15 protein-coding genes are annotated in these 23,849 nt (G+C 57.3%); 7 read left to right on the forward strand and 8 right to left on the reverse strand.

Annotated elements, in window-relative coordinates:
• Positions 1-319: 319 nt before the first annotated feature.
• Positions 320-541, reverse strand: a complete 222-nt coding sequence (locus AC3WOY_RS26805) for a hypothetical protein (protein ID WP_492429526.1) — start codon at positions 539-541, stop codon at positions 320-322.
• A 708-nt stretch (positions 542-1,249) separates the two neighbouring features.
• On the opposite strand from AC3WOY_RS26805, the gene AC3WOY_RS26810 reads away from it, so the two are divergent.
• The 5 genes from AC3WOY_RS26810 (at position 1,250) to AC3WOY_RS26830 (ending at position 5,082) form a co-directional block, all read left to right on the forward strand.
• Complete coding sequence (locus tag AC3WOY_RS26810; protein WP_492429527.1) at positions 1,250-2,287, forward strand: PRTRC system protein D; 1,038 nt, start codon at positions 1,250-1,252, stop codon at positions 2,285-2,287.
• A gap of 2 nt (positions 2,288-2,289) precedes the next feature.
• Positions 2,290-2,799, forward strand: coding sequence for a hypothetical protein (locus AC3WOY_RS26815; protein ID WP_492429528.1), 510 nt, complete (start codon positions 2,290-2,292; stop codon positions 2,797-2,799).
• A 137-nt stretch (positions 2,800-2,936) separates the two neighbouring features.
• Complete coding sequence (locus tag AC3WOY_RS26820; RefSeq protein WP_492429529.1) at positions 2,937-3,239, forward strand: hypothetical protein; 303 nt, start codon at positions 2,937-2,939, stop codon at positions 3,237-3,239.
• A 41-nt stretch (positions 3,240-3,280) separates the two neighbouring features.
• Positions 3,281-4,894: a DNA topoisomerase gene (locus AC3WOY_RS26825; RefSeq protein ID WP_492429530.1), complete on the forward strand. Its 1,614-nt coding sequence runs from the start codon at positions 3,281-3,283 to the stop codon at positions 4,892-4,894.
• Entirely contained in the window at positions 4,891-5,082 is a 192-nt protein-coding gene (locus AC3WOY_RS26830; protein ID WP_492429531.1) for a hypothetical protein, read from the forward strand. Before AC3WOY_RS26825 ends, AC3WOY_RS26830 begins: the two co-directional genes overlap by 4 nt.
• A 47-nt stretch (positions 5,083-5,129) precedes the next feature.
• On the opposite strand, the gene AC3WOY_RS26835 is transcribed toward AC3WOY_RS26830, so the two are convergent.
• From AC3WOY_RS26835 to traF, 5 genes are read right to left on the reverse strand one after another with little or no spacing between them, the layout of a single operon-like run.
• Positions 5,130-8,228 carry a conjugal transfer protein TraG N-terminal domain-containing protein gene (locus AC3WOY_RS26835; RefSeq protein WP_492429532.1) on the reverse strand — a complete coding sequence of 1,033 codons (3,099 nt, stop codon included), beginning with the start codon at positions 8,226-8,228 and terminating at the stop codon, positions 5,130-5,132.
• Between the two features lie 12 nt (positions 8,229-8,240).
• Complete coding sequence (locus AC3WOY_RS26840; RefSeq protein ID WP_492429533.1) at positions 8,241-9,650, reverse strand: conjugal transfer protein TraH; 1,410 nt, start codon at positions 9,648-9,650, stop codon at positions 8,241-8,243.
• 17 nt (positions 9,651-9,667) lie between these two features.
• The gene (locus AC3WOY_RS26845) at positions 9,668-10,660 is read right to left on the reverse strand and encodes a S49 family peptidase (RefSeq protein ID WP_492429534.1); all 993 of its coding nucleotides are present in this window, start codon (positions 10,658-10,660) and stop codon (positions 9,668-9,670) included.
• A gap of 28 nt (positions 10,661-10,688) precedes the next feature.
• Positions 10,689-13,448: a S8 family serine peptidase gene (locus AC3WOY_RS26850; RefSeq protein ID WP_492429535.1), complete on the reverse strand. Its 2,760-nt coding sequence runs from the start codon at positions 13,446-13,448 to the stop codon at positions 10,689-10,691.
• A 24-nt stretch (positions 13,449-13,472) separates the two neighbouring features.
• Positions 13,473-14,465 (reverse strand): conjugal transfer protein TraF, encoded by a 993-nt coding sequence (gene traF, locus AC3WOY_RS26855; RefSeq protein ID WP_492429536.1) that lies wholly within the window; start codon positions 14,463-14,465, stop codon positions 13,473-13,475.
• Here traF and AC3WOY_RS26860 point away from each other — a divergent pair.
• Both AC3WOY_RS26860 and AC3WOY_RS26865 read left to right on the forward strand, forming a co-directional pair.
• Entirely contained in the window at positions 14,464-14,766 is a 303-nt protein-coding gene (locus AC3WOY_RS26860; protein WP_492429537.1) for a hypothetical protein, read from the forward strand. The two genes, traF and AC3WOY_RS26860, sit on opposite strands and share 2 nt — an antisense overlap.
• 107 nt (positions 14,767-14,873) lie before the next feature.
• The gene (locus AC3WOY_RS26865; protein WP_492429538.1) at positions 14,874-15,851 is read left to right on the forward strand and encodes a hypothetical protein; all 978 of its coding nucleotides are present in this window, start codon (positions 14,874-14,876) and stop codon (positions 15,849-15,851) included.
• A gap of 47 nt (positions 15,852-15,898) precedes the next feature.
• On the opposite strand, the gene traN is transcribed toward AC3WOY_RS26865, so the two are convergent.
• A complete protein-coding gene (gene traN / locus AC3WOY_RS26870) occupies positions 15,899-18,718 on the reverse strand; it encodes a conjugal transfer protein TraN (protein WP_492429539.1) in 2,820 nt (939 codons plus the stop codon).
• Positions 18,719-18,887: 169 nt separating this feature from the next.
• On the reverse strand, positions 18,888-23,798 hold the full coding sequence (locus AC3WOY_RS26875) for an Ig-like domain-containing protein (protein ID WP_492429540.1): 4,911 nt from the start codon (positions 23,796-23,798) through the stop codon (positions 18,888-18,890).
• Positions 23,799-23,849: the final 51 nt, after the last annotated feature.

Raw genomic sequence — 23,849 nt, forward strand, 5'->3', positions numbered from 1 at the left:
AGCGACGCGTGCGCAAAGCGCGGCCGCGTGCCGAGGGTACGGGGATATGCTGCTAACTGCGAAGAATGCGGCAGAGTGTCTGCCATGGAATCCGGCTCGATGCCGGTCGCGCCGCGTGGGCGCTCGTCAAAAAAATTGACCTCGGGGTTTAAGTCCCCAAACTCTAATGTGGTCCATCGCCGCAGCGAGGACCTTCCGGAATTTCCGGTCGGGCGCACGATTGCGACCAAGTTACGGATTGCCCCCGGGGTTTTAGTCCCCAGGTCGCAGGGTTGCCCTGCTGTCTGTTTGAAGCCGCAGCTCCAACAGTTGTGATGCTCTACTTGCTTGTCATGCGCTTCTCGCCGCGCTGGCGTGCCTCTCGGCAGTAACTCTTGCCCCTTGCTTGTCTTTCCGCTTTTGCGAGCCAGACCTTCATGAGGCGGTATTCGATGCGCTTCTCGCCGCGCTGGCGGTCGGCTTCCCGACGACTCGAACAATATCCTCTTTCCAATAGCGCGTCAACATTTTGCCATCGTGATTTTTCAGTGAGAACTTTCATTATTTCCCGTTTAGCGTTCTCACTTCGCATCTAAGTTGTTGTTTCAATTTCTGGTTTATCTCACTCTAGTTCTCAAGACTTACTTTTTATATCTGGCGGCCCACGCGATTCCGAACATTTTGCTATCTGTCGAAGGTGTTGATAGGCGTCGTACCACATGTGTCGGCCCACACAAAACGTTCGTTTTTTGGAGTGGCGAACGCCAGTGCGCAGCTGCTTTTCAAGGGCCTGGCTGCGGCCGTCGGTGTGCGTTTCGTCTTTTCTTGCCGTTACAAGTGTCACCGTAGGCTAGTTTATGGTGACACTTCGACTGCCTCGAGGGAACGTGCAAACACACTCGTGATGTGCCGCTGTCACCATAAGCTACTCAACGGTGCCTCTTCAGCTGAGGACGTGTCTCCGATGTCGTAAGGTTCGTCTCGCAGTGTCACCATAAACTACTCTACGGTGACACTTACCACGCGATATACGCAGCCTAATTTTCGCCCTGTCACCGTAAGCTACTCTACGGTGACACGCGCTTGATCTGCATTAGCGTTTTTCGATTTCACTTGTCACCGTAAGCTACTCAACGGTGACACTTCAAATTACAATTTCTCTGTTTTTGGTGTATTAAGTCGCGCTCATATTAGCTGCTAATTTGCTTGCTGATGTGCCAGTTGATGTAATCGCCGAACCCACTTCGAGGTTTTTTCGTAAAGGACAGTTATGACAAAAGTTATTCGTGCAGTCGACATTGGTTACGGCAACACAAAGTTCGTGGTGAACCACGTAAAAGGCATGGCGATTCAGTGCAGCATGTTCCCGTCGGTTGCGCCCCTTTCCCGCGGCGACGACGGCCCTCTCTCCGACATCACGCCGAAACGCAATTCAGTGACTGTGTTTGACGGCGCCGGTAACAAGCGGGAAGTCGGGAAGGAAGCGGCCCTGCTCGGCGACGGCAGCAGCGTCACAAACATGGACGACAATTTCACCGAGAGTCCTGAGTACCTGGCTTTCTTCAGGGGTGTACTTCACTACATGAATCAGGACCGGATCGACATGATGGTCACTGGCCTCCCTGTCAGCATTTTCACCATTCCGGGCGCGAAGCAAAAACTGGAAGAGCGTCTGGCCGGCGTGCACGAAATGCCGAATGGCCGGAAGATTCGCGTCGACAAGGTGACTGCTGTTCCGCAGCCGTACGGCGGTTTCTTCGACTACTCCGTTACCAATGAGAAGTTCGAGCAGATGAAGTCGCAGACGAACTTGATCGTCGATCCCGGCTACCGAACCTTCGATTGGCTCGTAATGCAGGGCATGAAAATTATGCCGAATCTTTCTTTCGCCCACCCGAAGTCCATGGGCGCGATCGTTGAAAGCATCGCTGAAGGTTTGGGCAAGCAGATGAAGGCGAACCTTGCAAACTCGCTGCAATCGCTCTCCCGTATCGACGAAAGCCTGCGCACCGGCAAGCCGCCGGTAATTCGCGGCCAGGAGCGCAACCTGAACGACTTCCTTCCGCTCGCAAAAGCCGTGGCCGAAGAGTCGTTGACCGCCATGTCGAAGAAGATCGGCGAGGCCAACGACATCGATAACATCATCGTCTGTGGCGGAGGCGCGAAGTTCTTCTTCGACTTGATCAAGGAGCGTTACCCCGACCAGAACGTGGTGATGTCCCCCAACTCCGTCTTCTCGAATGTTCGCGGATTCCAGATCGCAGGGGAACTTTGGCTGGATAAAACTCCGGCGAGGGCAGCAGCATGACAATGGACGACGAAAGCGTGGAAGGACGGAAAGGAGTCGTCCGGGTTCGGCCGTCTCCAGAAATCCATCCTTTCCTGCATGCCCATCTCCAGTCCGTCTCGCCCCGCAAGCGGGCGGATGCAATCCTGACCCTCGCTTCTGTTGGGCTTGCGGTGAGCAAAATGGCTGATGCGTCCGAAGAAGCTATCCTCGCCCTACATGGCAGCCGCCCCAAGCACCGCTCTCCGAAGCACGCAGCAGTTGTTGAAGAAAAGCAAACTGAGGCGGCCAAGCCATCGCCCTTGCCGGTTTCCGGCGGCGAACCAGCGCCGGCGGCGAACGACGCTACGCAGAAGCCAATTGTGCCTTCAACCCCCGCACAACAGGCGGATGCAGGCACAGGCGTACAGGAGCCCTCTACCCCGCCTCGCCGACCGGGACTTCACGTCGTCGAAACGGATGGTGTGCCAGGCACCGTTGCACTGGATGAGGATGCGCGCGACGAGATGTCTGCTCTATTTGGCAACGGCTAACCTTGTCAGCCCCTTTCCAAGCTCCCTTGCCCGGGAGCTTTTTTTACGTCATCGGAATTCTTGCGTGCGGTCTTAATTTGACTTCGCGATTTTTTATGGGACATTCGGAAGTGAGGAAGTCAACAAAGGAGCAGCAAATGGCCGCCTACCAACCTGTTATGCGCGACTACGCGGTCTTCGACCGCCGCAGCGCATCGGCTTACTTGCGCGGTTTTGGTGACGGACGAGTCCAGCGGTACGAGCGGTTCGCGGCGAGAGTTTGGAAACGCAACCCGCGGATTCCGCTGGAGACCGTCAACATGAACTTCCAAACGATGTATCGGGGCACCGGGCCTGCGATGGCGCTTGTGAAAGAAGCTGCTGCACATACGGTGAACGGCCTTGCCAACCTTGCCGTGTTTCTTGTTTTTCTGTTCATCGTGCTGTTGTTGCAGCAATAGCCGTAGCGCCCCACAACCTCACGTAATCAAACAGAACCCGTATGCGACTTTTCGACCAGTTCCTTAAGGCACTAGCGCCGGTGAAGCCCGAGGCACGGCGGCTGATCTACTGCGAAAAGCCTTCGGTCGCCAAGTTGATCGCCCGGGTTGTTGAAGCAGGAACTATATGCAACGGTGTTTATACTAGCCCGCGCGACTCGGTGACGTGGGGATACGGCTATATGTTCTCGCTCGAATATTCGGAACCAGCTGAGATCGGCACCGTGGGGCCATTGAGCCGGTGGGTTATCAAGCCCCGTCGTGAAGTGGAGGAGCAGCTGGCGAACGTTGTACGAGCTGCGGCAGCCTGCGACGAACTTATCATTGCTACCGACAACGACGAAGCGGGCGAGCTCATTGGACGGCAGCTGCTCCACTACCTCAGTTGGACTAAGCCCGCTTTCCGCATGCTACTCCCAGAGATGACTTCGATCGGTATTGCGGTAGGGCTCGAGAATCTTCAACCCCTCGAGATCACCGAAGAATACGCCGCCCGCGCGGAAGTTCGGTCGCGGATTGATTGCTATATCGCACGCCATAATGGCACCAGCGGCTGTACCCCTGGTGCGCTCGGCCGTGCCCTCCTCGGCGCTACCACATTGCTCGTCCGGCGCGCTCAGGCAATTCGCCAGCACTCGGAATCCACTGTCCCGCATTCAGTGTTGGTATCGGCAGACGGAAACCACTATCGGGCCACAGTCACCCGCCGACGAATGGAGCAAACAGACCTCGCGCCGATCCGTGCAACGGACCTCGTTGGAATGGCGATTCACCCGAAACTTTCTGAGAGCGAAGCGGTGTCTGTGGAGCCGCCTCCGCTGTACGGACTTACCGAGCTTATGGCCGATGCGGCGGACCATTACGGGATCTCGCCACAAACCACTCACTCGGTTGCCCAAACCTTATACGAAGCAGGGGTGATCACGTATCCCCGCGTGAGCGACCGTAAGTATTTTGGCGGCCGCGTCGGAATCTCAACCCGAGACGTGCCTCCCGATGACGCTGGCGCCGACGTATGGCGTATCTACAGCCTGGTCGCGTTGCGAGAACGTGTAGCCGCTATGGGACCAGCCCGCGTCCACATGGCCCGCTGGGAAGCAGACGCAGGACATTACGTTCTTTCATGGAAGTCTGTGACAGTAGTCGATGACGGTTGGACGGAATCGTTCCGCAGTCTTGGTATTGAGACTCTTTTACCCGATATGCTTCGTGTGTCGTCCCCTACTCCGACAACCGCCCGGTACCAGGTAGCGGCGGTTCACCAGTGCCCGCCCCGCTTCCGAGTCGGCTCCCTTTTGCGGGCCATGGCCGATGGCACGCTTGAGGTTGCAGGAAAGGCATTACAGGTTGGGTCTGATGCGAGTCGGGCAGATATTATCCCGCGACTCATCAAAGCAGGGTTGGCGACTGAAGACCACGAAGGTCACGTGGAGGCAACAACCAAGGCCGTGAGTCTGATCTCGGAACTGGCCCCGGCGCTACATGGCTTTTGCCTCTGCCCGGAATTGGATTTACCCGACGGGGTTTGGGATAATATCGTTACAGAGAGAGAAAATGCGACGACATATTTGACCGAGCGCTATAAGGCGTTGAGGCAACAAGGAGTAGAAAAATGAAAACTGCCGTAGTTAACTTCCTGAAGAATGCCGCGCGCTCCACGTTCTGGCAATGCGCTGCATTTGGCCTCTCGGTTGCGCTTCTACGAATTTGGTTCCCGACGGCTGGTAACCTTATCGGCGGCATCACCCTGCTTGCTGGTAACGTCGCTGTGATCTTTTTGATTCTCAGCTATATACGGAAGTGAGCAAAAGGAAAGGGCCGCTTATGCGGCCCTTTTTCTTTAGTGCCCTTCTATGGTTGAAGGATTTTTGGCACCTTACTGTTCGGAACTTGCTGCTGCGTTTTATTCTTCAGCCAGTTATCGATCTTCTCCTGATTCATCGCCTGTTTAGCAGCACCATTTTTCTCAAAGTCATCGAACTTGGCCTGCTCCATCTTCTTGCTGGTACGGAAGTTCTTAAACTTCTTCACCCCCGCCTTCACTGCCCCGGCGGCACCTCCAACTCCGGCCGCCGTACCCGCAACTCCACCAAACGTAACCAGAGCCGCACGCGTTTCAGGCGAAACTTCTGTGCCAGTAACGTTCTCATACACGTTTACCAAACCATTAGCTGTGTTCTCTCCCACTTTACCCGGAACTTCGGTTGCTTGCATGGCAAGCGCAGGTGCTTGCGCCAGCGTTGAGGCAATTTGATCTGCCGTACCCGAGACCAAATTGTCCACCCGGCTTTCAGCTAACGGGGCCGCTTGCCATTGCTGTGCAAGCTTACGTTCCTCTTCCGTCGGCCCAACATTACTTGCTGACGGCGTGTGGAATCCCGCCGGCCCACCAGTCAGGGGATCCTTTCCGGTGACCACTTGCAACGGCGCATTTGGATCTGGCCCTCGCGTGTATGGGGCAGCTTCGGCTGCCTTTGCAGCACTGGCTGTGGTTCGCGCCAATACCGCAGCGGCCCTTTGGTCCACCCCCGCTTTAAGTGCGCCGGTGTCGAACCCGGCATCAGCTGAAGGAGCGCGAAACTCTCCGGGCGCAATCCCTGATACGGTTGAGTTGAAGCTCACCATTCCTTGCAATGCAGCGTCATTTGTCGCTGCTGCGCCGTTCAGCGCTGCAATCGCTCCCATCACCCTTGCTTGGCCGGCATCAATGCCCCACTCGCGTGCATATTTTGCTGCAGCCGTCGCCTGGTGCTGCGCGACCTTCGGACCGAGCGAACGCGCCAGTGCGACGGCTTCTTCCCCGCGCCCACTAGAGATCAGATGAGAAGCATAATGGTTTAAAGGCATCGAACCACTTGCACCCATCTGGCCAAGCGCGGTCTGGCTATCGACCACTTGTTGCGCTGCCTGAGTAAGCTTGGTATGGGCGTCAGCAAACGAAGCCTTGTCCTGGTTTTGGAGACTCTTCGTCAACGTGTCCATCACGGTACGCCCCTCCGAGCTAGTGGATGCCTTAACAAAGCTGCTCGATAACGAGTTCATCTCGGCCATCGTGCTGTTGAAGTTCTTGCGGAACGCCTCATCAGTGGCGTATCGCTTGGCGACCGACGAGTCTTTCCCAAATACTGCGTCCGCCCCCATTCCTAGCACCTTCAGGCCGGCAGCCATGCTGGTGCCCAACTTTGCCATGACCTGATCGGCTTCTTGTTTACTCGACGCCCACTCTCTTACTTTGCCCTCGACGTTCTGGAGCGTTTTCTGTTCGGTGTCATTTAAACTCTTTGTGGCGCTTGTCATGAATGCCCGGGACGAACCGTCGGCGACCGTTTTGTTGATCCCCCTCGAAAGATCGTTCCCAAAAGTGCCCGAGATCGTACGCGACCACTGGTTCATTGCTGATGTTGATGCCGTCAAGCCCTGTTGCAGCGTCGATCCGAAGTTAATCGAATCCATGCTCGTTTCGCCACCGGTCGCGATCCTGCCCCACTTCGCGCTGAAGGTCGTCTGTGACGTCCCTTGAGTGACGGCACCAGGTGAATGAAGATCCGGACGGGCAATCTTCTCGTTCACATGATCCCCACCCTGCATGCGGCTGGCCAGTGCAGATGCGGTAACCGCGCCACCGTACACGAGCGTCAACGACAGTGCTGGGACTGATGCCGCGAGCAGGCCGCCAGTAGCAACCCAGGTTCCGATCGTGGTGTACAGGCTCTCCATCCCCATCATCGTCGTGGGGTCGGCCCCAGTGAACGTGTAGTCAGCGACATCTTTGGCTGCCGCCAAGTGAATATAGGTGTTCACCAGCGACATTACCGGTCCCCACAGCGAAACCCAGACTACAGAAAGAAAGTATTTCCCCGCCAATTGAATGCCCATCGGCCCAAGGGTGATGAGAAAGCACATGATGGGCGCGAGACACACAACGAATGACTCGATAAATGCCATCAACGGCCGTGCCACCTCTTTGAACAATGTCTGCTCGGTAGCCCACTGATACTTTCGTTGCTCCATTGCCTGGGTGCGAATCGCCGCAGCGCCTGTCTGAGCAGCGGATGCTGAGTAGGTGCTTGATCCCTCTCGTACCAGCGTCCGGACCAGTGAGTTCATCATGAACTCTTGCGAACTGATGCTAAACGTTCCAAGCGCCGTCATTGCGTCTTCCACGGCACTAACCGGGTCGTCCTTCTTCAGGATGTATTTCAGGTGGCTATTCCAATCAGTAATGAAGGATCCATTCAGATAGTTCGAGATGGCGATATATGCGTCTTTGCAGCTGCGGGATGCGCCCGACGCTGGATCTACTCCGGGAATGAAGGTATCGACATATCGGCTGACGAAATTTGTTTCGAGCGCTCCCCACGTATCCGTTGCCTTGCGGATTTTTTCCCACGTCACTTCCTGCTCGTCGCTGGGGTTCATCGCGTCGTAGATTGCACATTCGCTGATGTAGGACACAATCGTTGCACGTAGATCGCCTGAAATGGTTGAATCGCTGTTCGCACTTCCTGTACCGATCCCATCCAGGCGCGCGATGATATTGAGAGCGTCGAGGTAGCCCTTGTTGCTCATTGACGGCACCGAGAACGCCGTCTCGTAGGTGACAGTGAAATAGTGGCCGAGCCGGGTCACGATCGACATCGGAACCGCAAGGCCAAGTGGGATATTGGAGACGGTCGTTCCACTCGCCGTATACGTGTCTTCAACATGGACGTCCACCTTCGGCACAAAGAGCGCCATGTAGAGAATAAGCCCGTAGAAGAAGTACTCCAGGTCCAGACGCTGCGTCGCGACCGCTCGCACACCGAGCATGATGAGACTGAACATCAAGCCCATCGCAACGACCGACTTAATATCATCTCCATTGTTGAAAACGAGCGCCACACCGACGAACGCGTTCGTCAACATCGTGGCGTCGCCAACGCTATAAACCCAGAATGGTGTCAAAGCCATCGCTACCGTCCCTTATTGCGCCACCGGCCCGACCATTTCCGGTCGCACCCTTGCCATGGCGTGGCGACGCAGAACCGCCGTCGCGTAATGTGCCACCTCCTGCTTGTTCTTCAACGAAGCCAGAGCTTCGTGTGCGCGGCTGATCTCTCGGTATGCGTTCGCTCTTACGATTCGCAGGTCCTCGATGAAAGCGCCATTTTCCTGCTTCCACTTGCCGGTGACCGCTGCTTCCACTGCATCAATTGCCTGCAGAACGAACTGGGCCGACGTTTCAATCGCGATGACCTCGGTCAATTCCTTGGCCAAGTAGGTCAAGGCGGCCTTGTCTGTTGCGACGTCCCTCAAGATCGCGAGGATAGGCGGGCGGCTCGCTGCAATAAACGCCTTCTCTCTGGCGGTGAAATCACTGGAACGTGAGTTGATCTTGGAGACAATCCCCCCCACAACCATTGAATCGTCCGTGGATCCGAACATCATCTCGTTGACAAGGTTCTTCATCCCCTTGAATGTTGCCGATCCAGTACTCATGGTGATGCAATCAGAGTCCGAACAGTTGTATACGTCCGGGATTTCCCCGGTGGGGCTGCCCTGCAGGATGTGCTGGAAGTTAATGCGCGGCTTTTTGGGGAACGGTGCGATTTGGTTCTTACCGTCCTGATCCTGAATTTTCATGAAAACGACGGTTCCCGTCAGGCTCATGAAAACCCGTTTCATGGTGTCGTCGGCCCCCGATGCAAACCATGCTCCCATACCGGCCGAGTCCATGGACTTCCACACAACGTTGTACTCCATTGCGTTTTGGGTAGGGGCGTCTAGCCCATCCAACATCCCGTCGGTTTTAGATTTCAACCACGACCCGAAGCTATCCACTGCGCCGCCGCCCTGGGTTCTTTTGTTTCGCGCTTCTGTGACACGTTCATCACGCCATTCGTCCAAGTTGGTCATGTTCACCAACTTCTTGGCCATCGCGCACGAATTGCCCATGAATTGATTGAGCTGCTGAATTTTCTCCTGCAGCGATTTCATCTCTTGGGCGCAGGTCGGACACATTGCCTCGATTGCGAGGCCGAATGCATAGCCAGCGGCGTTCTGCGCGATGTTCTTCGCGAGGTCGATGAACGCCTGCAAGTTGATGAAACTCAGGGAGCCGCCGACCAGGTCAATACCGCCGCAACCCGCTTTGATCGAAGGCGGGGTAAACGAGACGATATTTGGACGGACTACCTTGAAGCGCATATTGATGGCGCCGCCGGATAGCACGCCCCTCCCCTGCCCCTCGTACGCCTGCGCGTTGGTCACATTCACCATGCCGTCGAACATGTTTTGCAGTTCACTCTGCAGCCCCGCGTGCGCGGGAGCCATTCCCGCCCACAGCGCCACAAACGCGACGAGACTCAACAGCTTTTTCAGTTTTGACAGCATGGCGTTAATCCGATCAATTACTGGATACGGTAGGTCGATTCTTCGGCAAAGGAACGAAAGGCGCCCTTGATGGATTCAGAGAGCACTTCCTGGAAGGATTCGAGACTGAATGGGAAGCCGCCGCTGCGCTTTGCTTCAGGGCCGAAGTCGAACGTCTTGAGGCCCCAAGTCGTCTTGACAACGTGGTCGAGCGTTCCAATCTCGTCAACGAGGCCGAGCTTCACCGCCTCAAGGCCAGGCCACACCTCGCCAGTGAAAAGGTTCACGTCTTTTGCGAGCTTGTCGCCGCGATACTTCTTCACCTCGTCCGCGAACGTGGTGCCCATTGCTGACACAAGGCTTTGCACCTTGGTGTTCATTTCCGGGGTCATCGGCTTATACGGGCTGAGGGTATCTTTGAGCTCGCCGGACTTGAACACCCGGTAGCTCAGATCGAACTTGTCGAGCACCTTGTGATAGTCCCAGCCCATCATCATGGCGCCGATAGACCCGACCACCGAGTATTCGCCGGCAATTACCTTGTCGGCGTGAATGGCGATCATGTAGGCGGCGGAGGCACCGGTATTGGAGATCACGGCATACACCGGTTTTTTGGTCTCCTTCTTATAGTAGTCCAGCATCGCATTGATGCGCTCAGATTCTGCCGGCTGGCCGCCAGGCGAGTCGATGTTCAGCACGACTGCCTTCACGTTGTCGGCCTTGAACACCTTCTCCAGAACCGGAACCAGCTTCTCGGCGGACGCGCGACCTTCTGCGACGATCGGCCCCTGAATCTGTACCACGCCCACGATGTCGCTATTGGGGGTGACCTTGTAGCCAAGTTGCGTCACATAAAATGCCAGATAGATCACGAAAAATATCAGGCCGGTCAGCGAGAAGCCGATACGCTTGACCCACTTCCAGGTGTGCTCGCGTTTGCGCTCCTTCAGGAGGTCCTTGATGATTTCGTCTGCGAGGACTTCCTTGACCTCAGACACACTTGGAATTTGCGATTGCTGCTGTTCTTGCACGCGGATCTCCCTGTTACAAAATCGTTTGTTAATACGTTGCGGTATGGGTAGCGGTTACCGACCCGCCCGAATCGTCTGTTGCTTTCACGGTTACTTCCATGCTCCCCGTGCCGGTGTAATCCCGCACGAAGCGATCGCCAGTGGCCGAGACGAGCTCGCCGTTGACGGCCCATTCATAGCGACGGATTCGGCCATCCGGGTCGGCACACTTGGAGATGAATGTCAGGCGCTTATACGCAAGGCTGTTCGTGCTCGTCAGCGTGCAGGTGGGCAGCTTGTTCGCCGAGACGACCAATTGCTTCGCGGCCGTCACGTCCAGGCCAAACTTCGTCTTTGCAGCGAGCGCGACGTTGTGGTCGCCAGCGGCCAGCGCCGGGAACATTGGAGCCGGCTTGATGCTGGTTGCCGCGCCACCATCGAGGTTGTAGGAATAGGTCAGGACCCTGTCCTCCGGATGACCGCCGGTGATGACCGGCTCCAGCGTCACGTCAACAGGCTCGCGCATGTAGACGTTCGACGACCTCGTCTTTAAAGTGACAACGAAAGGCGGAGCCTCAATGCCGGTCAACTCAGCCGAGGCAGAACGCACCAGCTCGCGCGGCTCATTTGTGACCTCGACGCTGACTTGATGAACACCCGGCGTGTTCAAGACGATGCTGGAGACGTGTTTTTCAGTACTGACGACAGTAACGCCGTCAGGGATCGTCCAGTCATACCGCCACGATGCGTCGTTCACCAACCGCGCCAAGGACGGGTTTGTCGGGGCCATCGTTAGCTTGACGCGGGCCGGGACCTCCTGCGTGTATTGCACGCTCGCAATCTTGAACACCGGCGTATCAAAAATCACCGAGTTCGATGCCTTGACATTGTTGTCGCCGCTGAGCTCCGGGATCGCCCCCTCCGGGTTGATCTTGGTGATTACGTAATGCTGGCCGTTCAAGTTACGCGGCACTTCCACGCGGATTGGCATCTGCTGGGTACGGCCCGGTGCGATGTCGAGCAGGATCGCGTCGTCACTCACCAATCGGTCGCTTGAGTCCAGCGTCGCGTCGGTGGATAAATACGTCTTCAGGACTACTTCTTCCCGCACCCGCAGCTTGCCGGCGTTTGCAATCTTGATCGTGCCGCCAATGGGCTGTCCGGGGATCCAGTAGGCATACGGGAACGACAACTGTTCAACCCGCAGGTCCGGCTTGGTCTCCAGCGCCGTCTTGATGGCTTCGTTGGCGTTGATTAAGCCGGCGCCGCAGGCGGCGGACGCTTGGCAGCCCGTCCCTTCCGGGAATGGCACGGCTGTTTTGATCAGAATGTCACCCGCCTCCCCACCGCGCAGCCGATCGTTGCTAGCCAGAACCAGCGACGCGACGCCGGAGGCAACAGGAGCAGCCATACTCGTGCCTTGATACCACGCGTACGCTTCGGAGCCGGGTACGGTGAGCCCATCGTTTAAGGTCGACAAGATGCCGCCCTTCACCGGGTCCTGTCGCAGATCGCCGCCGGGCGCAGCGACGCGAATGCCCCGTCCAAAGTTGCTATACCACGCTTTGTCACCGCCTTTGTGGGTCGCGGCTACCGAGAGTGCGCCCAGGCAGTTGCTCGGCGCATAGAGGCTCACATCGTTGTTGGAGTTGCCCGCGGCCGTAACGACGAGCGCACCCGTCTTCACCGCCTCGAGGATGGCCACTTGCATAAGCGGGAAGCAGATCGCCTTGACGCCCAGGCTCATGTTGATCACTTGAGCCGGATTAGGGTTGAGCGGAACGCCGCGAACGGCCAGGCCTGCGGCCCAGCGTACGCCGGTCGTGATATCCGACATGTACCCGCCACACTTGCCAAGAACGCGGACTGGCAGGATCTTTGCTCGCCAATCGATACCGGCCACGCCAACGCTGTTGTTCGCAGTCGCCGCTGCAATGCCCGCCACATGGGTGCCGTGCCAGGAGCTGCGCACCGACGGGCATCCGTAGAATGGACCCGCCGTATCCGCCGCTTCCTCCGCAGTCACAAAATCACCCATGTCGCTCGGGTCGGCGTCGCGCCCGTCCCCGTCTCCTGCGTGCGCCGCGTCCGCGACGAAGTCAAAGCCCGGCAGAGTCTTCGCTGCCAAGTCGGAGTGCGCGGTAATGCCGGTGTCGATGACGGCAATGACTGCGCCCTCTCGGCCAGTCGTCTTGTCCCATGCGGCAGGCGCGTTAATACCGGACACCGAGCGGTCAGCAGTCGTCGGCCTCAGGTGCCATTGATCCGCGTAGAGGTTGTCGTTGGCGTCCATGGTCGGGAAGAAGAGCTTGTCCTCAAAGACCTTATCGACGCCCTTCATTCCCTGAATTTTGTTCAGGATGGAGTTCATTTCCGCTTCTGACGCTGGGCGGCGTGCCATACGAAACACGTGATCGAAATCGCTGACCGAGCTGGAATAAGTGACCTGCATGCCGAGTCGGCGCGACATCTCTGCGGCTACTTTCTCGAGGCCGCCCTCCTTCTCCGCAAGCGAGGCGAGGTCCGAACGCGGCTTGAACGAGATGATCACCTGGTCAGACACAACCTGTTTCTCAACGAGCAGGGAGTCGCCCATCTGGGCTACCGGGATGATTCTCGGCGACGGGGACGGCCCAGCTGCTTGCTGGAGCACCTGCGACAGCGCGCCGGGCACCGAGCTCGGCGCACTCGCTGAGCCCGATTCTTCACTCGTGTAGAACACAGCGCCGATCGCGCCTGCCACCACTGTGAGCGCAACGCCCGCAACGACTTTGCGGTTACGCATCACATCCCTGAGGCTTTTAGCCATTCTTCTTACTCCCTGAGGTGCTTGTTATCGGTTGATCTGGCGTGAATTGGCACGAAGCTCGCGACGGACAAACTCCGTCAGCGCCTTCGGATCGCTTAGAGTTTCTTTGGTGATCTTCTTCCCAATATCGACCGGTACGTTCAGATCGTTATTCGGCTTGGTGGAAGCGAATGCAGCTTCGTCGATCAGCCCACGGCTTTTTGCCGAGTACAGGATGCGTCCCGAAATTTCTTCGGCTGAGGCCAGCCATTCGGTGACCTTGATGAAGTTGTTGGGCGGTTGGACCGCGAACACTGCCGGCAGCGCGCCGACCTCGAGTTGTGCAGAATGGCCCCGGTCAACCAGGAAGGATTTCATCCGCTCGTTAGGCAGAGGCTTCCCGTCCATGGAAATCGCCATCACCTTGAACTTGTATTGCTCCTCCAGCAGTTTCAGCACTGTGTATTGCTGGTTGCATGCGGCGCAGTCAGAGCGGAAAAAGAACCACAGGCCGAGCTTGTCGGCAAGGCCGGTCATGACCTTTGCCTTGGCCTTGCTCGCCGCCTCATCCATGAACTGCGCACCGAAGGTTGCGGACGGGCGCCGGCGGGACTCGTTGAAGTCGGTGTCCTGCTGGATCACTTCCTGCCAGGCGTCGCTGAACTTCGATGCCTTGTCCAGCATGACCCGCTGCAAGGCGATGTAAGCAGAGACGTTCTCGGGCGTGGGATTGTCCATCGCGGCTTCACGGTACTTCTCCATGTTCTGCTTGAACCACTTCACCGAGAAGGCGGGAGGCGGCGGCGGCTCTGCGGGGGCGGCCGGCGCCGGGGGTGGTGTTTCCGCCTTGGGTGGAGGCGGCGCCTTGGGCGGGTCCTGCTCTTCTTCCTCTTCGGGCTCGCGCTCGTACCAGAACCATCCACGTTCCTTCTCCGCATAGAACGGACGGCCGTCGTACGACACATTGCTCGCGCGTGGTCCTGCAGCGAACGCGTTTGAGCCTACGAGAACCATCAGAAGCACGAGCAGTTTTTTCATGAACGGATTACATCACAAAAGATTGCAAGGTTTTTCCCGTAAAACAGCCCAAAAGGGCACGTTACAAGGTTTTCCCTGTATTTCGCTTGACGAGGAATTAGCAACTCGGAATAATCGCTTCATCCCTCAGGGCGCCAGCGCGGCGAGAAGCGCATTTCACAATACCGACTGTTTTCGGCTTTTCAAATTTCCGCCCTGCTTTGCAGGTTTTTCTCCTTTGGTGTCCGGACCAAAAGAGAACGACTTTTTCGAGCAGGCTGCTGGACCAGCTCACTGGCGAATCGATCGCCATCTCCTCTAGCACTTCACAACACCTTCCGGTGGCATGCGGTATCTACGCGTGCTCTAGTTTTTTGAATTTCCCCATCCGGGGAGCTAATATCTATCCAACTTTTTTAGGAGAACTTCATGTTCAAGAAAATCGTAACAATCATGACGATGCTGTTCGCAGCTTCGTCGGCCAATGCCGGTATCTTTGGCGGCCCCTCGGAAGAGGAGTTGGCAAAGCGTCGCATGGACCAACGCAACTGCCTACAAAGCAACTCGGTGGCGTATTGTGTTTTGGCGGCCGGTGAAAATGTGTACGCGCTTAAGGACGTTGAGGTTCCCGATGATGTTTATCGGGACGTCTACTCCCAAGGTGAAACACTCCGTGTCACCAGCGGCTTGGCCGGAATGGCTGTCGGACTTTCGCAACTCTCTGGCGGTTTTCCGACCATCATTTCCCGCACTGGTCTTGGAACACTCAACGTCCTCGGCGGCATCTTTGCGCTTACCAAGAGTGCAAATGCCGGGTTGCATGATCGTATGATCGGCTTCCTTCCTGCCAGCGAAGCGGCGGACGGCGCAACCGCGCATCGTAAGTTTGAACAGGCTTACATTGACGCGTTTGTGAAAACCATCCCGGGCGCTACCTCTGCTGAGATCGAAACCTTCAATCTCGATAGCGGTGACGTGGCTACTTCGTATGTCGTCCGCGGCGGCGAGTGTGATACAAAAAGGTGCGTTCTCTGGTCTCCCGCTTGGAGCAAGGTATGCAAGGCGAGCCCTTGTGAACGCAACAATACGGCATCCCGCCTTGTTGAAAACGGATTTCTCGGTGACGGGAAATTCTGGGTTCCTGCACGTGGCGCGTGGGTTGTTCTGTTGGACTCCCCAACGTCCAAATCGCACGTCTTCATGAACGGATCGCTTCGCGCTCCGGTTCCGCAGATTGGCGGTTTCGCAACGAAGTTGGACCTTATGCAAGCGGTGTCGGCCAATCTTCCGAGCTGGGCCTTTTATTTCCTGGCGCAGATGGAAGACAAAGCCGTGCCCTATCCGGTGGTTCTGAGCGGCGGCAGCCAGCTGCTCTTGATTAAGCCGAAGAAGCAAAGCGGTGTGTAGTTAAGCATCGCAATCAAAAAGCCCCGACTAGTCGGGGCTTTTTTTTGCTATTGACCAGGTGCCGTTAGTCCACTTCGCTGCATATTGACCATATCGTTTGCTAGTTGGTCTGTTGCGGCTGATGTATTGGTCGCATTCATCCCCATGGCCTGAGTTCGAGTGGCGAGGTCAGCAGACCCGGGGGCACCCGACGCTGGCGAACCTCCGGAATAGACGCGGGTGCCTGACGATACATCGATATTAGCCATCACATTTGCCGGGGCAACGCCAGCAATGTTAAGCGTGTTCATGTACTCGGACAGATCCATCTTGCTGAAATCGAGCTGTTCCATCTGTGCAGTCGTAAAACCGCTGCAATCTGGATTCTTCGGGTCGCCAAAGCCGCTTAAGCCCAATTGCGCCCTCCCCTGCTGGTTCACCAATTTCGCGAGGACGGAATTAAAGCAGCAATAAGACTTTGTGCTTTCTCTACAGATCTTGATGAAAAACACCTTCAGATGTGCCGAACAGTACTCGCCGGCGTCAACACAAAGATTCAATTTCTTATACAGCGCAAGTTGCACCGACCTCTTCCCGCAATCGTGGAAAATAATCTGATAAATGATGAGCGCCCACGAAATTATCTGGAACCAGAACATGAACTCGCCGATCATGCTCATCATTTCATTGCCAGCCCAGTTAATCATCGTCTGTCCCGCTTCCGATGTAAAAATCCCCGTGCCCTCGGCGTTCATTAGTACGTTTTGATCGATTCCCAACGATTGCGCAAAATCTATCACGCCGTTGAAAAGTTCCGACTGCAGACCCGATATGGACCAGTTTCCCATCAAGGAGGACGACACTTCGCCAACGGCCGGTACGTCTGTGGATTTTGGAATAATCGACGTGATTGAGTCCCACGCTGACGCAACAGGTTTGTACAGCCAGTCATCAATTGCCTGTGCCGTTCCCCTCGAGATGTCGCTCCATTGGCCATACGCAGACGAACTGCCGGCCATGGCATTTGCGACAGTATGCGCCTCCTGGACGGAGTTCCACGTTGCAAACCCCATCTTCACCCAGTCCACAATGCTGATATCCGGCGGGTTCTCGTCGCAGCAATCGTAAAACCCCCACTCCGAGTACTCACACTTTTGGGGATTACCCCCGAATATCTTGCAGTTGCCGTTCGCGTCACAACCGGAATCCATGGCAATGCCCGTTGCCAATCCGAAGGCTGACGCGACGCCGTTGAAGTCGGTGTTCGTCTCGCTCGGCAAGGTTGTGCACTCCTCCCCCATGCATCGAATCGGCCCGGGGCATATCACTTGCGAGCTCGTCTGGCCAACGGGATTGGTTATCGTCTGCGTTCCCGAACTGCACGAGTATGTATCGTTCCAGCGTAGGCAACTGGCCTCTGTGCCTACAACGCAAGTGCTGGTCGACAGCGTGCATGTAGGATCCGACTGGATGGTTCCACAGGTAGATGCTGGAGCCGTCTCTCCCGTATACGGGTTTTGGTGACAGGCAAAGTTGCGCGCGGTCGCCGAGGTGCAGAACCCCTTCGCATGGTCCTCACCCGGGTAAAGCAAAGGAACCGACCCAGCGGCCGGCGTTCCGGCCGTAATCGTTGACCCGTTGTACGTGGTGGTACGCGAAGCGCTATTGCAAATCCACTGCGCGGTACTGAGTTGCTCATGAAGCGGCGCGTTGTTCGCGGCAAGAGTGACCGATCCCATGAACCGGTTCGGCGCCTCCTGGTCCGTGCCAAAGGTGAACGTGCACGAATCGCCTCCGGGAGTACACGAGGCGCTGAACATGTAGGCGCCCCAGTAGTACGGACCGCCATCCGCCCCTCCCGACCCCTCGCCGCCCATATTTGGCATGCTGTATGTGGCTGGCGAATTCGTTGTGGGATTGAACTCAAACTGGTAGGGCTCGTAATAAACGACCGGTCGGAGGCTGGCATCCGTTACCTTTAGAAGGTAGTTCCCATTGCCGGTACACCAGTTCTCGATCCGCATGCCCATCTGACTGATGCTTGGATGCATCACCGTTCCTGAGGACACGAGCGTCCCCGGTGTGCATGTCGGCGGAGTGTAGGGGTCGATTGGCTTGATTGTGCAAATCTCGGTCGTATTGCATTCGGCAGGACTTGCGACCGGCGATCCGGAACCGTTCCTCGTGACGGAGCATGAATTTACGAAGATATTGCGGCGGCAGGACCGGTCATAAGCGGTCGAGACTGTGGTCGTTGTCGCTCCGCCGCCAGTCGTCGCGGTATAACAGCCACTAAACCCACTTGCACCGCCATTCGCTGCTACTTCCCCCGTCACCGAGTCCGACATATTGAGGAACGTATCGCCGTTACCCCGATAATCGTAGAGCTGGCGGCTCGATGCCGAGTTGTTGATTGCCTGAAAGCCCTGCGCCCACGTCGAGTTGGTGGCGCCGCCATCAGCGCGGGTCTGGTTGTTCAGGTTAACGAGCGACGCTTTTCCGCCCGCCGTTGCCGCACCCGTGTTGCTGATGAAGTTTGGCTGCGCGTTCGGCGCGAGCACGGACGAGCTCATTGACTGCCCGGCCATTGCGCCGTTGTTCAACGTGATGGTGCCGCCTGGGTCGCCGCTCGAGATCGACGGCATGGCGAAATTGTTCCGCAACTGGGGGCCCAGCGTTCGGCCTTCGGTGATCGCGTTATTCACCGACGCATTCTGCGCGATAGCCTTTTTTACGTACGACAGCGTTGCCGCTGTGACGAGGAGCGACGAAACCGGTTTTCCAACGGAGGCGAAGAACCGGGCGGCCTTGTTCGCAACGTCCAGGTTTGCGACTAGCGGCGTGCCGTTAAGCGCGATAAGCGAGTAGTAAACGATGAGTTGCTTCAATCTGTGCAGCACGCGCCAGCCTCCCAATTTTGGACAGGGCAATTTACCACGCACCTTTGTCCAAAAAATCCCGGTATCCCCCCCCTTTTGGGCACCTTAAAAAGTTTTCCGAGACATCAAAGAAAAGCCGCGCTGCAAAGCGCGGCCTTTGGTCACAATCGAGGAGCGTCTAGTGGGTGAACACCGCGCTTTGAATGCCGATTCCCCCGGAATCATCCATGGCTTCAACGATGACCGACTTCGCGCCACCGACATTCACGTACGGGATCGAGATCCTGTTTGCCGTGGCATTCAGCGATTCCCCGTCGACCAACCATCGATAGCCGACCACCTTGCCGTCGACATCGCGGCACACAGCGGTAACTTGCAGCGTCTTCGTTGTAGTGGAGTCCTTACCGACCAGTTCACATGTCGGTGCCTGGTTTGGCACGACCGTGACTGGGATAGTCCTCGACTGAACCGCCCCCATCTTGGAGTTCAGGGTGACAGTCACCGTATGAGTTCCGGCACTCTCCAGCCTTCCCGACGCCGCGGCCCCTTTGCTCGGCAGCGGCATGTCGTTCACGGCGAACTGGATCGATGACGGCCGATCGAACGGATGTCCGCCCTTGATGTCCGGCCGGATGTTGACCGAAACCGGCTCCCTCCAGAGGATGTTTGAAGGGGTGAGCTTGATGTCAATTTCGAAAGGCGGCGCGTCGACCGCGAGCAGTTCCTTGGTGACCGTCGTGGAATTACCCCGTGTGTCGGATAGCTGGATGGAAACCGGATAACTTCCCCCGGCCGGGAGCCGGATCGTCGCAGTCCCCTCCTTCGTCCTCAGAACCTCGCCACGGTCCGGGAACGTCCATGCCAAGGTAAGCGGCTCGCTCTTGAACTGCGCAAGCAGTTTTCGATCATTGGCGAAAAGATCGAGCTTCACCGTTGATGGCGCATATGTGGTGTCCTGCACAACCTTGAGATCCCAGGTCGGCCAGATGTACTGCCATACTTTCGTACGGTATTCAGCGATCCTCGTTGACGTTTCCTCGTAACCCGCGACCCATGCCCTGTATTGGATGGAAGTACGGACGTCGCCGGCGGAGACGTCGCCCGGTGCCGGACTCCAGCGCAACTCCCTTCCGGGGACGCGAGTACCGTCCGGCAGAATCCACTCACCCTGCACAGTTTGCACTGAACGCGCCGGAACCCACGGTTCCACGACATTTGCCGTGAAGGTATACGTCTTGCCGACTTCCACAATCGGCGACCCTTGAATTTGGACTTTCGGCGGTTCGATATCGATGAACTTCACAAGCACGCGCTGCATCGACCACGCGTCCGGATTCTTCGGATCGGCCGACTTGGAGCGGGCGTAAGCAACAACCTTGATCTGAGCCTTTTCCAGCGACTCCACCGTTACGCTGTTTCCGACGACGCGTTCGGCGTTGCCCTCCACTTCCCACTCCACGACCGGCGTGTCATCGATCGGAGCTGCTGCGGGCGCATTGTTTGGCTTAAACGTTGCCGTCAGCGTGACCGGTGTCCCGGGAAATGCGACTGTCGGCACATCCACGATCAATCCAGGCACCTTGAATGCCACGATCTCCACCACGTTGGACTCAGACGTCAAGCTGGTGTGCTTGTTGGTGTAACGCGCCTTCACCAGGTACTTCCCGTTCCCGAACGTCTTGATCAAGCGGCCAGCGCCAGCTTCCTCCGGAGAACTGATCGGGTTCCACGACGCCCCGTTATCGACGCTCGCAAACCAATCGGTGGCACCAACAGCCAGCGAATCGTCGCGACTGTCCATACGCGACGTCAGCGTGACCAGCGCTGGGGACGGCGCTGACACCTTGTTAGCGGCAATCTTGCCGGACAGCGCAGACCCCTTAACCATATAGACAGGCGCCGGATCGGAGGTGATGCGGAATGCAACTCCTTCGATCGGCGACGCCACGTCCGCAACTGCAACCAGTTTCTGCCCGACCAGGACATTGAGCGCCTGGACGTCGATGTCGACCGTGCCGCCGGTCACTTCCACGGCTGGGGTCAACATGGCGAGGCTACCGTCCTGGTTTAGACGGGCAATGCGTGCGTTCCAGCGGCCGTGTATCGTCTCGTCGAATTCAAGCCCGCCCGGCACAGGTATGCCTACCGAGACACGCACTTTGAATCCATTGTTATCGGTCGAGGTCTCGGGGAAAACGCTTTTGACCTTGATTTTCTCTGACGGCACCGTCACAACGTTCACCGTTGTCTCGGTGAAAATTTCAGGCATAGCGGTGTACCACACCTTTACTGCCAATGGCCTTGTCGACCACAACGGGCTGGCCTTGAGCTCCACGTTTCGATGGGCGATCCCTTTGGGCGTGGTCCATTCAACTGGGTCACCGCCGCCCAGCGTGTATTGCGTCGTCACGCCCGCGCCGGCCATCGAGTCGCTCGTGATCTTTCCGATCACACCACCACTCGTTGGCACCGTGAACATCGTTGCTCCCTCTTTTGCCGGAACCACCGCCAAAACCGGCGCCGGCGGTTGAGCCGACTGCACGGTGCGGGTCACACGCTTCACCAGGACCGTCTCGCCGCTGTCACGGAAGATCGATGCGGTGAACTCCACGGGAAGGTTCCCCAGTTCACCGACGAGGCCGTGTGCATTCGGCAGAGGGCTTCCGAGTCGTTGCGCCACGCCTTGAGGGAGTCGGGTCCATTCGATCAGGCACTTAAGGGTGGAACCCTCAGCCAGGCTGCCTCGCGCTTCAGTTGCCGACACCGTGAGGTCGCACAATCGCTGCGTTCCGGTGTACTCGACGTTGATCGAGATCGGATCAATGAACGCGCGCACGTTCCAGCGATCCGCCCGCGGCTGGAAATCTGCCCCCTCCAGGTCGAGAATCGATAATTGGAACTTGCGCTCGTCCGACGCATTCTTCACCGGGTCGTAAAGTCGTAAAACCGCGTCATAGTGATACGGCAGGAGATTCTTGAACGGTATGAGCAATTCCTTCATCGTCCCGGTCGGCAAGGCCGTGTAGCCCTGTTGCCCCGGCATCACGATGTTCCCCATCTCAACGACCCCATCTTTCAGTGCGACACTGGCGTGCAGGTTTGCCGCGCAGGCGGGAGCGTCATAGAGGATTGCCAACGTGCCATCTCGCAACGCTGGATACGGCGAGGCGCGCATGGAACGAATTTGAGGATTGGGACACTGGACGCGGACACGCCCAGTGCTATCAATTTGATAATTGCCGCTGTCGACCACCCGATAGGCGAAGGTCTCCTCGCCCGCCCAGCCAGAATTCGGGCGGAAGGTGAAGGTGCGTGTAGCCGTGTCGTAGGCCAACGTACCGTTCGCCGGCGGGCTAGTCACGGTCACGGTATACGTGTCGTTCGGATTACGATCCACAAACTGTACGCGCGCGGAGCCAGATAGATCGTAAAGCGCATCGATTGTCACCGTGGACGATTCAATGGGGACGTTGGGGTAACCGGATTCTTCATTGCTCGACGGTCCATCCACGCCCTTTGCTGATGCCTTCACGGTGAAGTAAATGTTCGAACCGTCATGGATGTTCTTCAGGTATTCCATGGTCGTGCAGCGGTCGGCGCCGGCCGGGAGCGTGACAGGGCCGTACTCGCTGCAAGGCGCACATTCCGTCAAGCTGCATTGTGTAGACCAACGGCCCACCCCTTCGGTCACTTCCTTGACCAGTTGGCCGATCTCGCCGCTCCGGTTCGAGGCAAAAATCTTGTAGGTCGTCGCGCCGGGAACCAGGTCCCAGCGGAGGTCGACAGCGTTCGTGCTGGTGCCGTCCGATGCCGCGACCCCAAGTACCTTGTCTGGGATCGTCTTGATGGCACCCACCTTGAACCACTGGTAGAGGAATCCGTTTGCGCTCACGAACTCCGACGGGATCACCGCGCCGGCGTAGCTTCCGTCCGTATTGGCTTTTCCTGCGTAGCTTATGACCTTATTGCTGTCGATCACAAACGTCCCGGAAGGACCGAAGCTCATGTCGGTGATGTCCTGCGAGATCGTCGTGGTCCATCCCAGAGCGGAAGCCGCGCAATTGGGTAAGCCACCTCGGCAATTGATGTTCGTTCCCTTGAATAGAACCTGACCGTCGGTCGTCAGCACAACCTGGTCGATTAGTTCAGATCCATTTCCCGAGTAAACGCCGGCCCACTTCGCCACTTTGGTCTTGGGAATGTCGTTTTGGTCAACGACGAACGTCTGAGCGAGTTGCGTAACGTCGATGCTGCCCGATTGCATCAGGACAGGATTCAATTTCAGCACTTCCCCCGACTTGAAAATCAGGTAGTGGCCGTCAACCCGACCGATTGCGTTGTCCCATGACCCTGCCGTTTGGCGAGCCTGCGAAGGCATATCCACCCGGAACCTGGCCTTCGGTTTACCGCTCGAACTGACCGTAAAATTCCCATACAGGTCGGTGAACGGCTCCCCGATGGACTGCTCCGACGGCTTCGTGTAGGCATACCCGTCGTTCCGCCAGACGTACACGTCGTTATGGGAACCCGGTACCGCATTGCCGTTGACCGCGACCGCGAGCGCATTCGTTGTTATGGAGGTCCACGAGCGGGAATTTGAGGTCGTACACGGGTCAGCAAATCCCTCCCAGACAGCGCCGTCGGACTTTAACGCGTAGAAATGCAAAGCGTCGGTTCCGCAGCTCGTCACCCGGCTCTTGATGGCTACGTCCTTGACGCCGGCCGCCATCGTCGCCCAGACGGTTGCCCCAGCCGTCCGGCGAGGCGCAGTACCGTTGGACACACGCGACGCCGCGTCAGCATTGTTGGTGAGAAGCTCCCCGGTGGAGGTGACCAGGTACCAGAACTGTCCGATCTGCCGCCACTTCCGGATTTGATCTTTGTTCGCAACGGGCGAGTCCGCCCACTCCGCAGCTTGCGACCACAGCTGGCCGGGATCGCGTTTGTACAGCTTGCCGTCATCGCGCTCGAAGATGACCGATTGATCGGGCCCGCCGTCGGTCAGCACCAGTGCGGAGGCCGGAGTGACCGAAAGCAGGCTCAACGATACGCCGGCCAGGAACAATTTCGACAGTGGGGCAAACTTCATGCAGTCCTCGCGATACCCAATTTTGGTAGCGTCGATTAGAGCATGTATTTG

It is taken from the genome of Noviherbaspirillum sp. FW303-A3 (genome assembly GCF_058788695.1).

Excerpts from the sequence above, each read along its gene's own strand:
- AC3WOY_RS26835 (WP_492429532.1), bottom strand. The coding sequence starts at position 8,228 with ATGGCTTTGACACCATTCTGGGTTTATAGCGTTGGCGACGCCACGATG.
- AC3WOY_RS26815 (WP_492429528.1), top strand. The coding sequence starts at position 2,290 with ATGGACGACGAAAGCGTGGAAGGACGGAAAGGAGTCGTCCGGGTTCGG.
- traF (WP_492429536.1), bottom strand. The coding sequence starts at position 14,465 with ATGAAAAAACTGCTCGTGCTTCTGATGGTTCTCGTAGGCTCAAACGCG.
- AC3WOY_RS26810 (WP_492429527.1), top strand. The coding sequence starts at position 1,250 with ATGACAAAAGTTATTCGTGCAGTCGACATTGGTTACGGCAACACAAAG.
- AC3WOY_RS26860 (WP_492429537.1), top strand. The coding sequence starts at position 14,464 with ATGAACGGATTACATCACAAAAGATTGCAAGGTTTTTCCCGTAAAACA.
- AC3WOY_RS26830 (WP_492429531.1), top strand. The coding sequence starts at position 4,891 with ATGAAAACTGCCGTAGTTAACTTCCTGAAGAATGCCGCGCGCTCCACG.
- AC3WOY_RS26840 (WP_492429533.1), bottom strand. The coding sequence starts at position 9,650 with ATGCTGTCAAAACTGAAAAAGCTGTTGAGTCTCGTCGCGTTTGTGGCG.
- AC3WOY_RS26850 (WP_492429535.1), bottom strand. The coding sequence starts at position 13,448 with ATGGCTAAAAGCCTCAGGGATGTGATGCGTAACCGCAAAGTCGTTGCG.
- AC3WOY_RS26820 (WP_492429529.1), top strand. The coding sequence starts at position 2,937 with ATGGCCGCCTACCAACCTGTTATGCGCGACTACGCGGTCTTCGACCGC.
- AC3WOY_RS26865 (WP_492429538.1), top strand. The coding sequence starts at position 14,874 with ATGTTCAAGAAAATCGTAACAATCATGACGATGCTGTTCGCAGCTTCG.
- AC3WOY_RS26825 (WP_492429530.1), top strand. The coding sequence starts at position 3,281 with ATGCGACTTTTCGACCAGTTCCTTAAGGCACTAGCGCCGGTGAAGCCC.
- AC3WOY_RS26875 (WP_492429540.1), bottom strand. The coding sequence starts at position 23,798 with ATGAAGTTTGCCCCACTGTCGAAATTGTTCCTGGCCGGCGTATCGTTG.
- AC3WOY_RS26805 (WP_492429526.1), bottom strand. The coding sequence starts at position 541 with ATGAAAGTTCTCACTGAAAAATCACGATGGCAAAATGTTGACGCGCTA.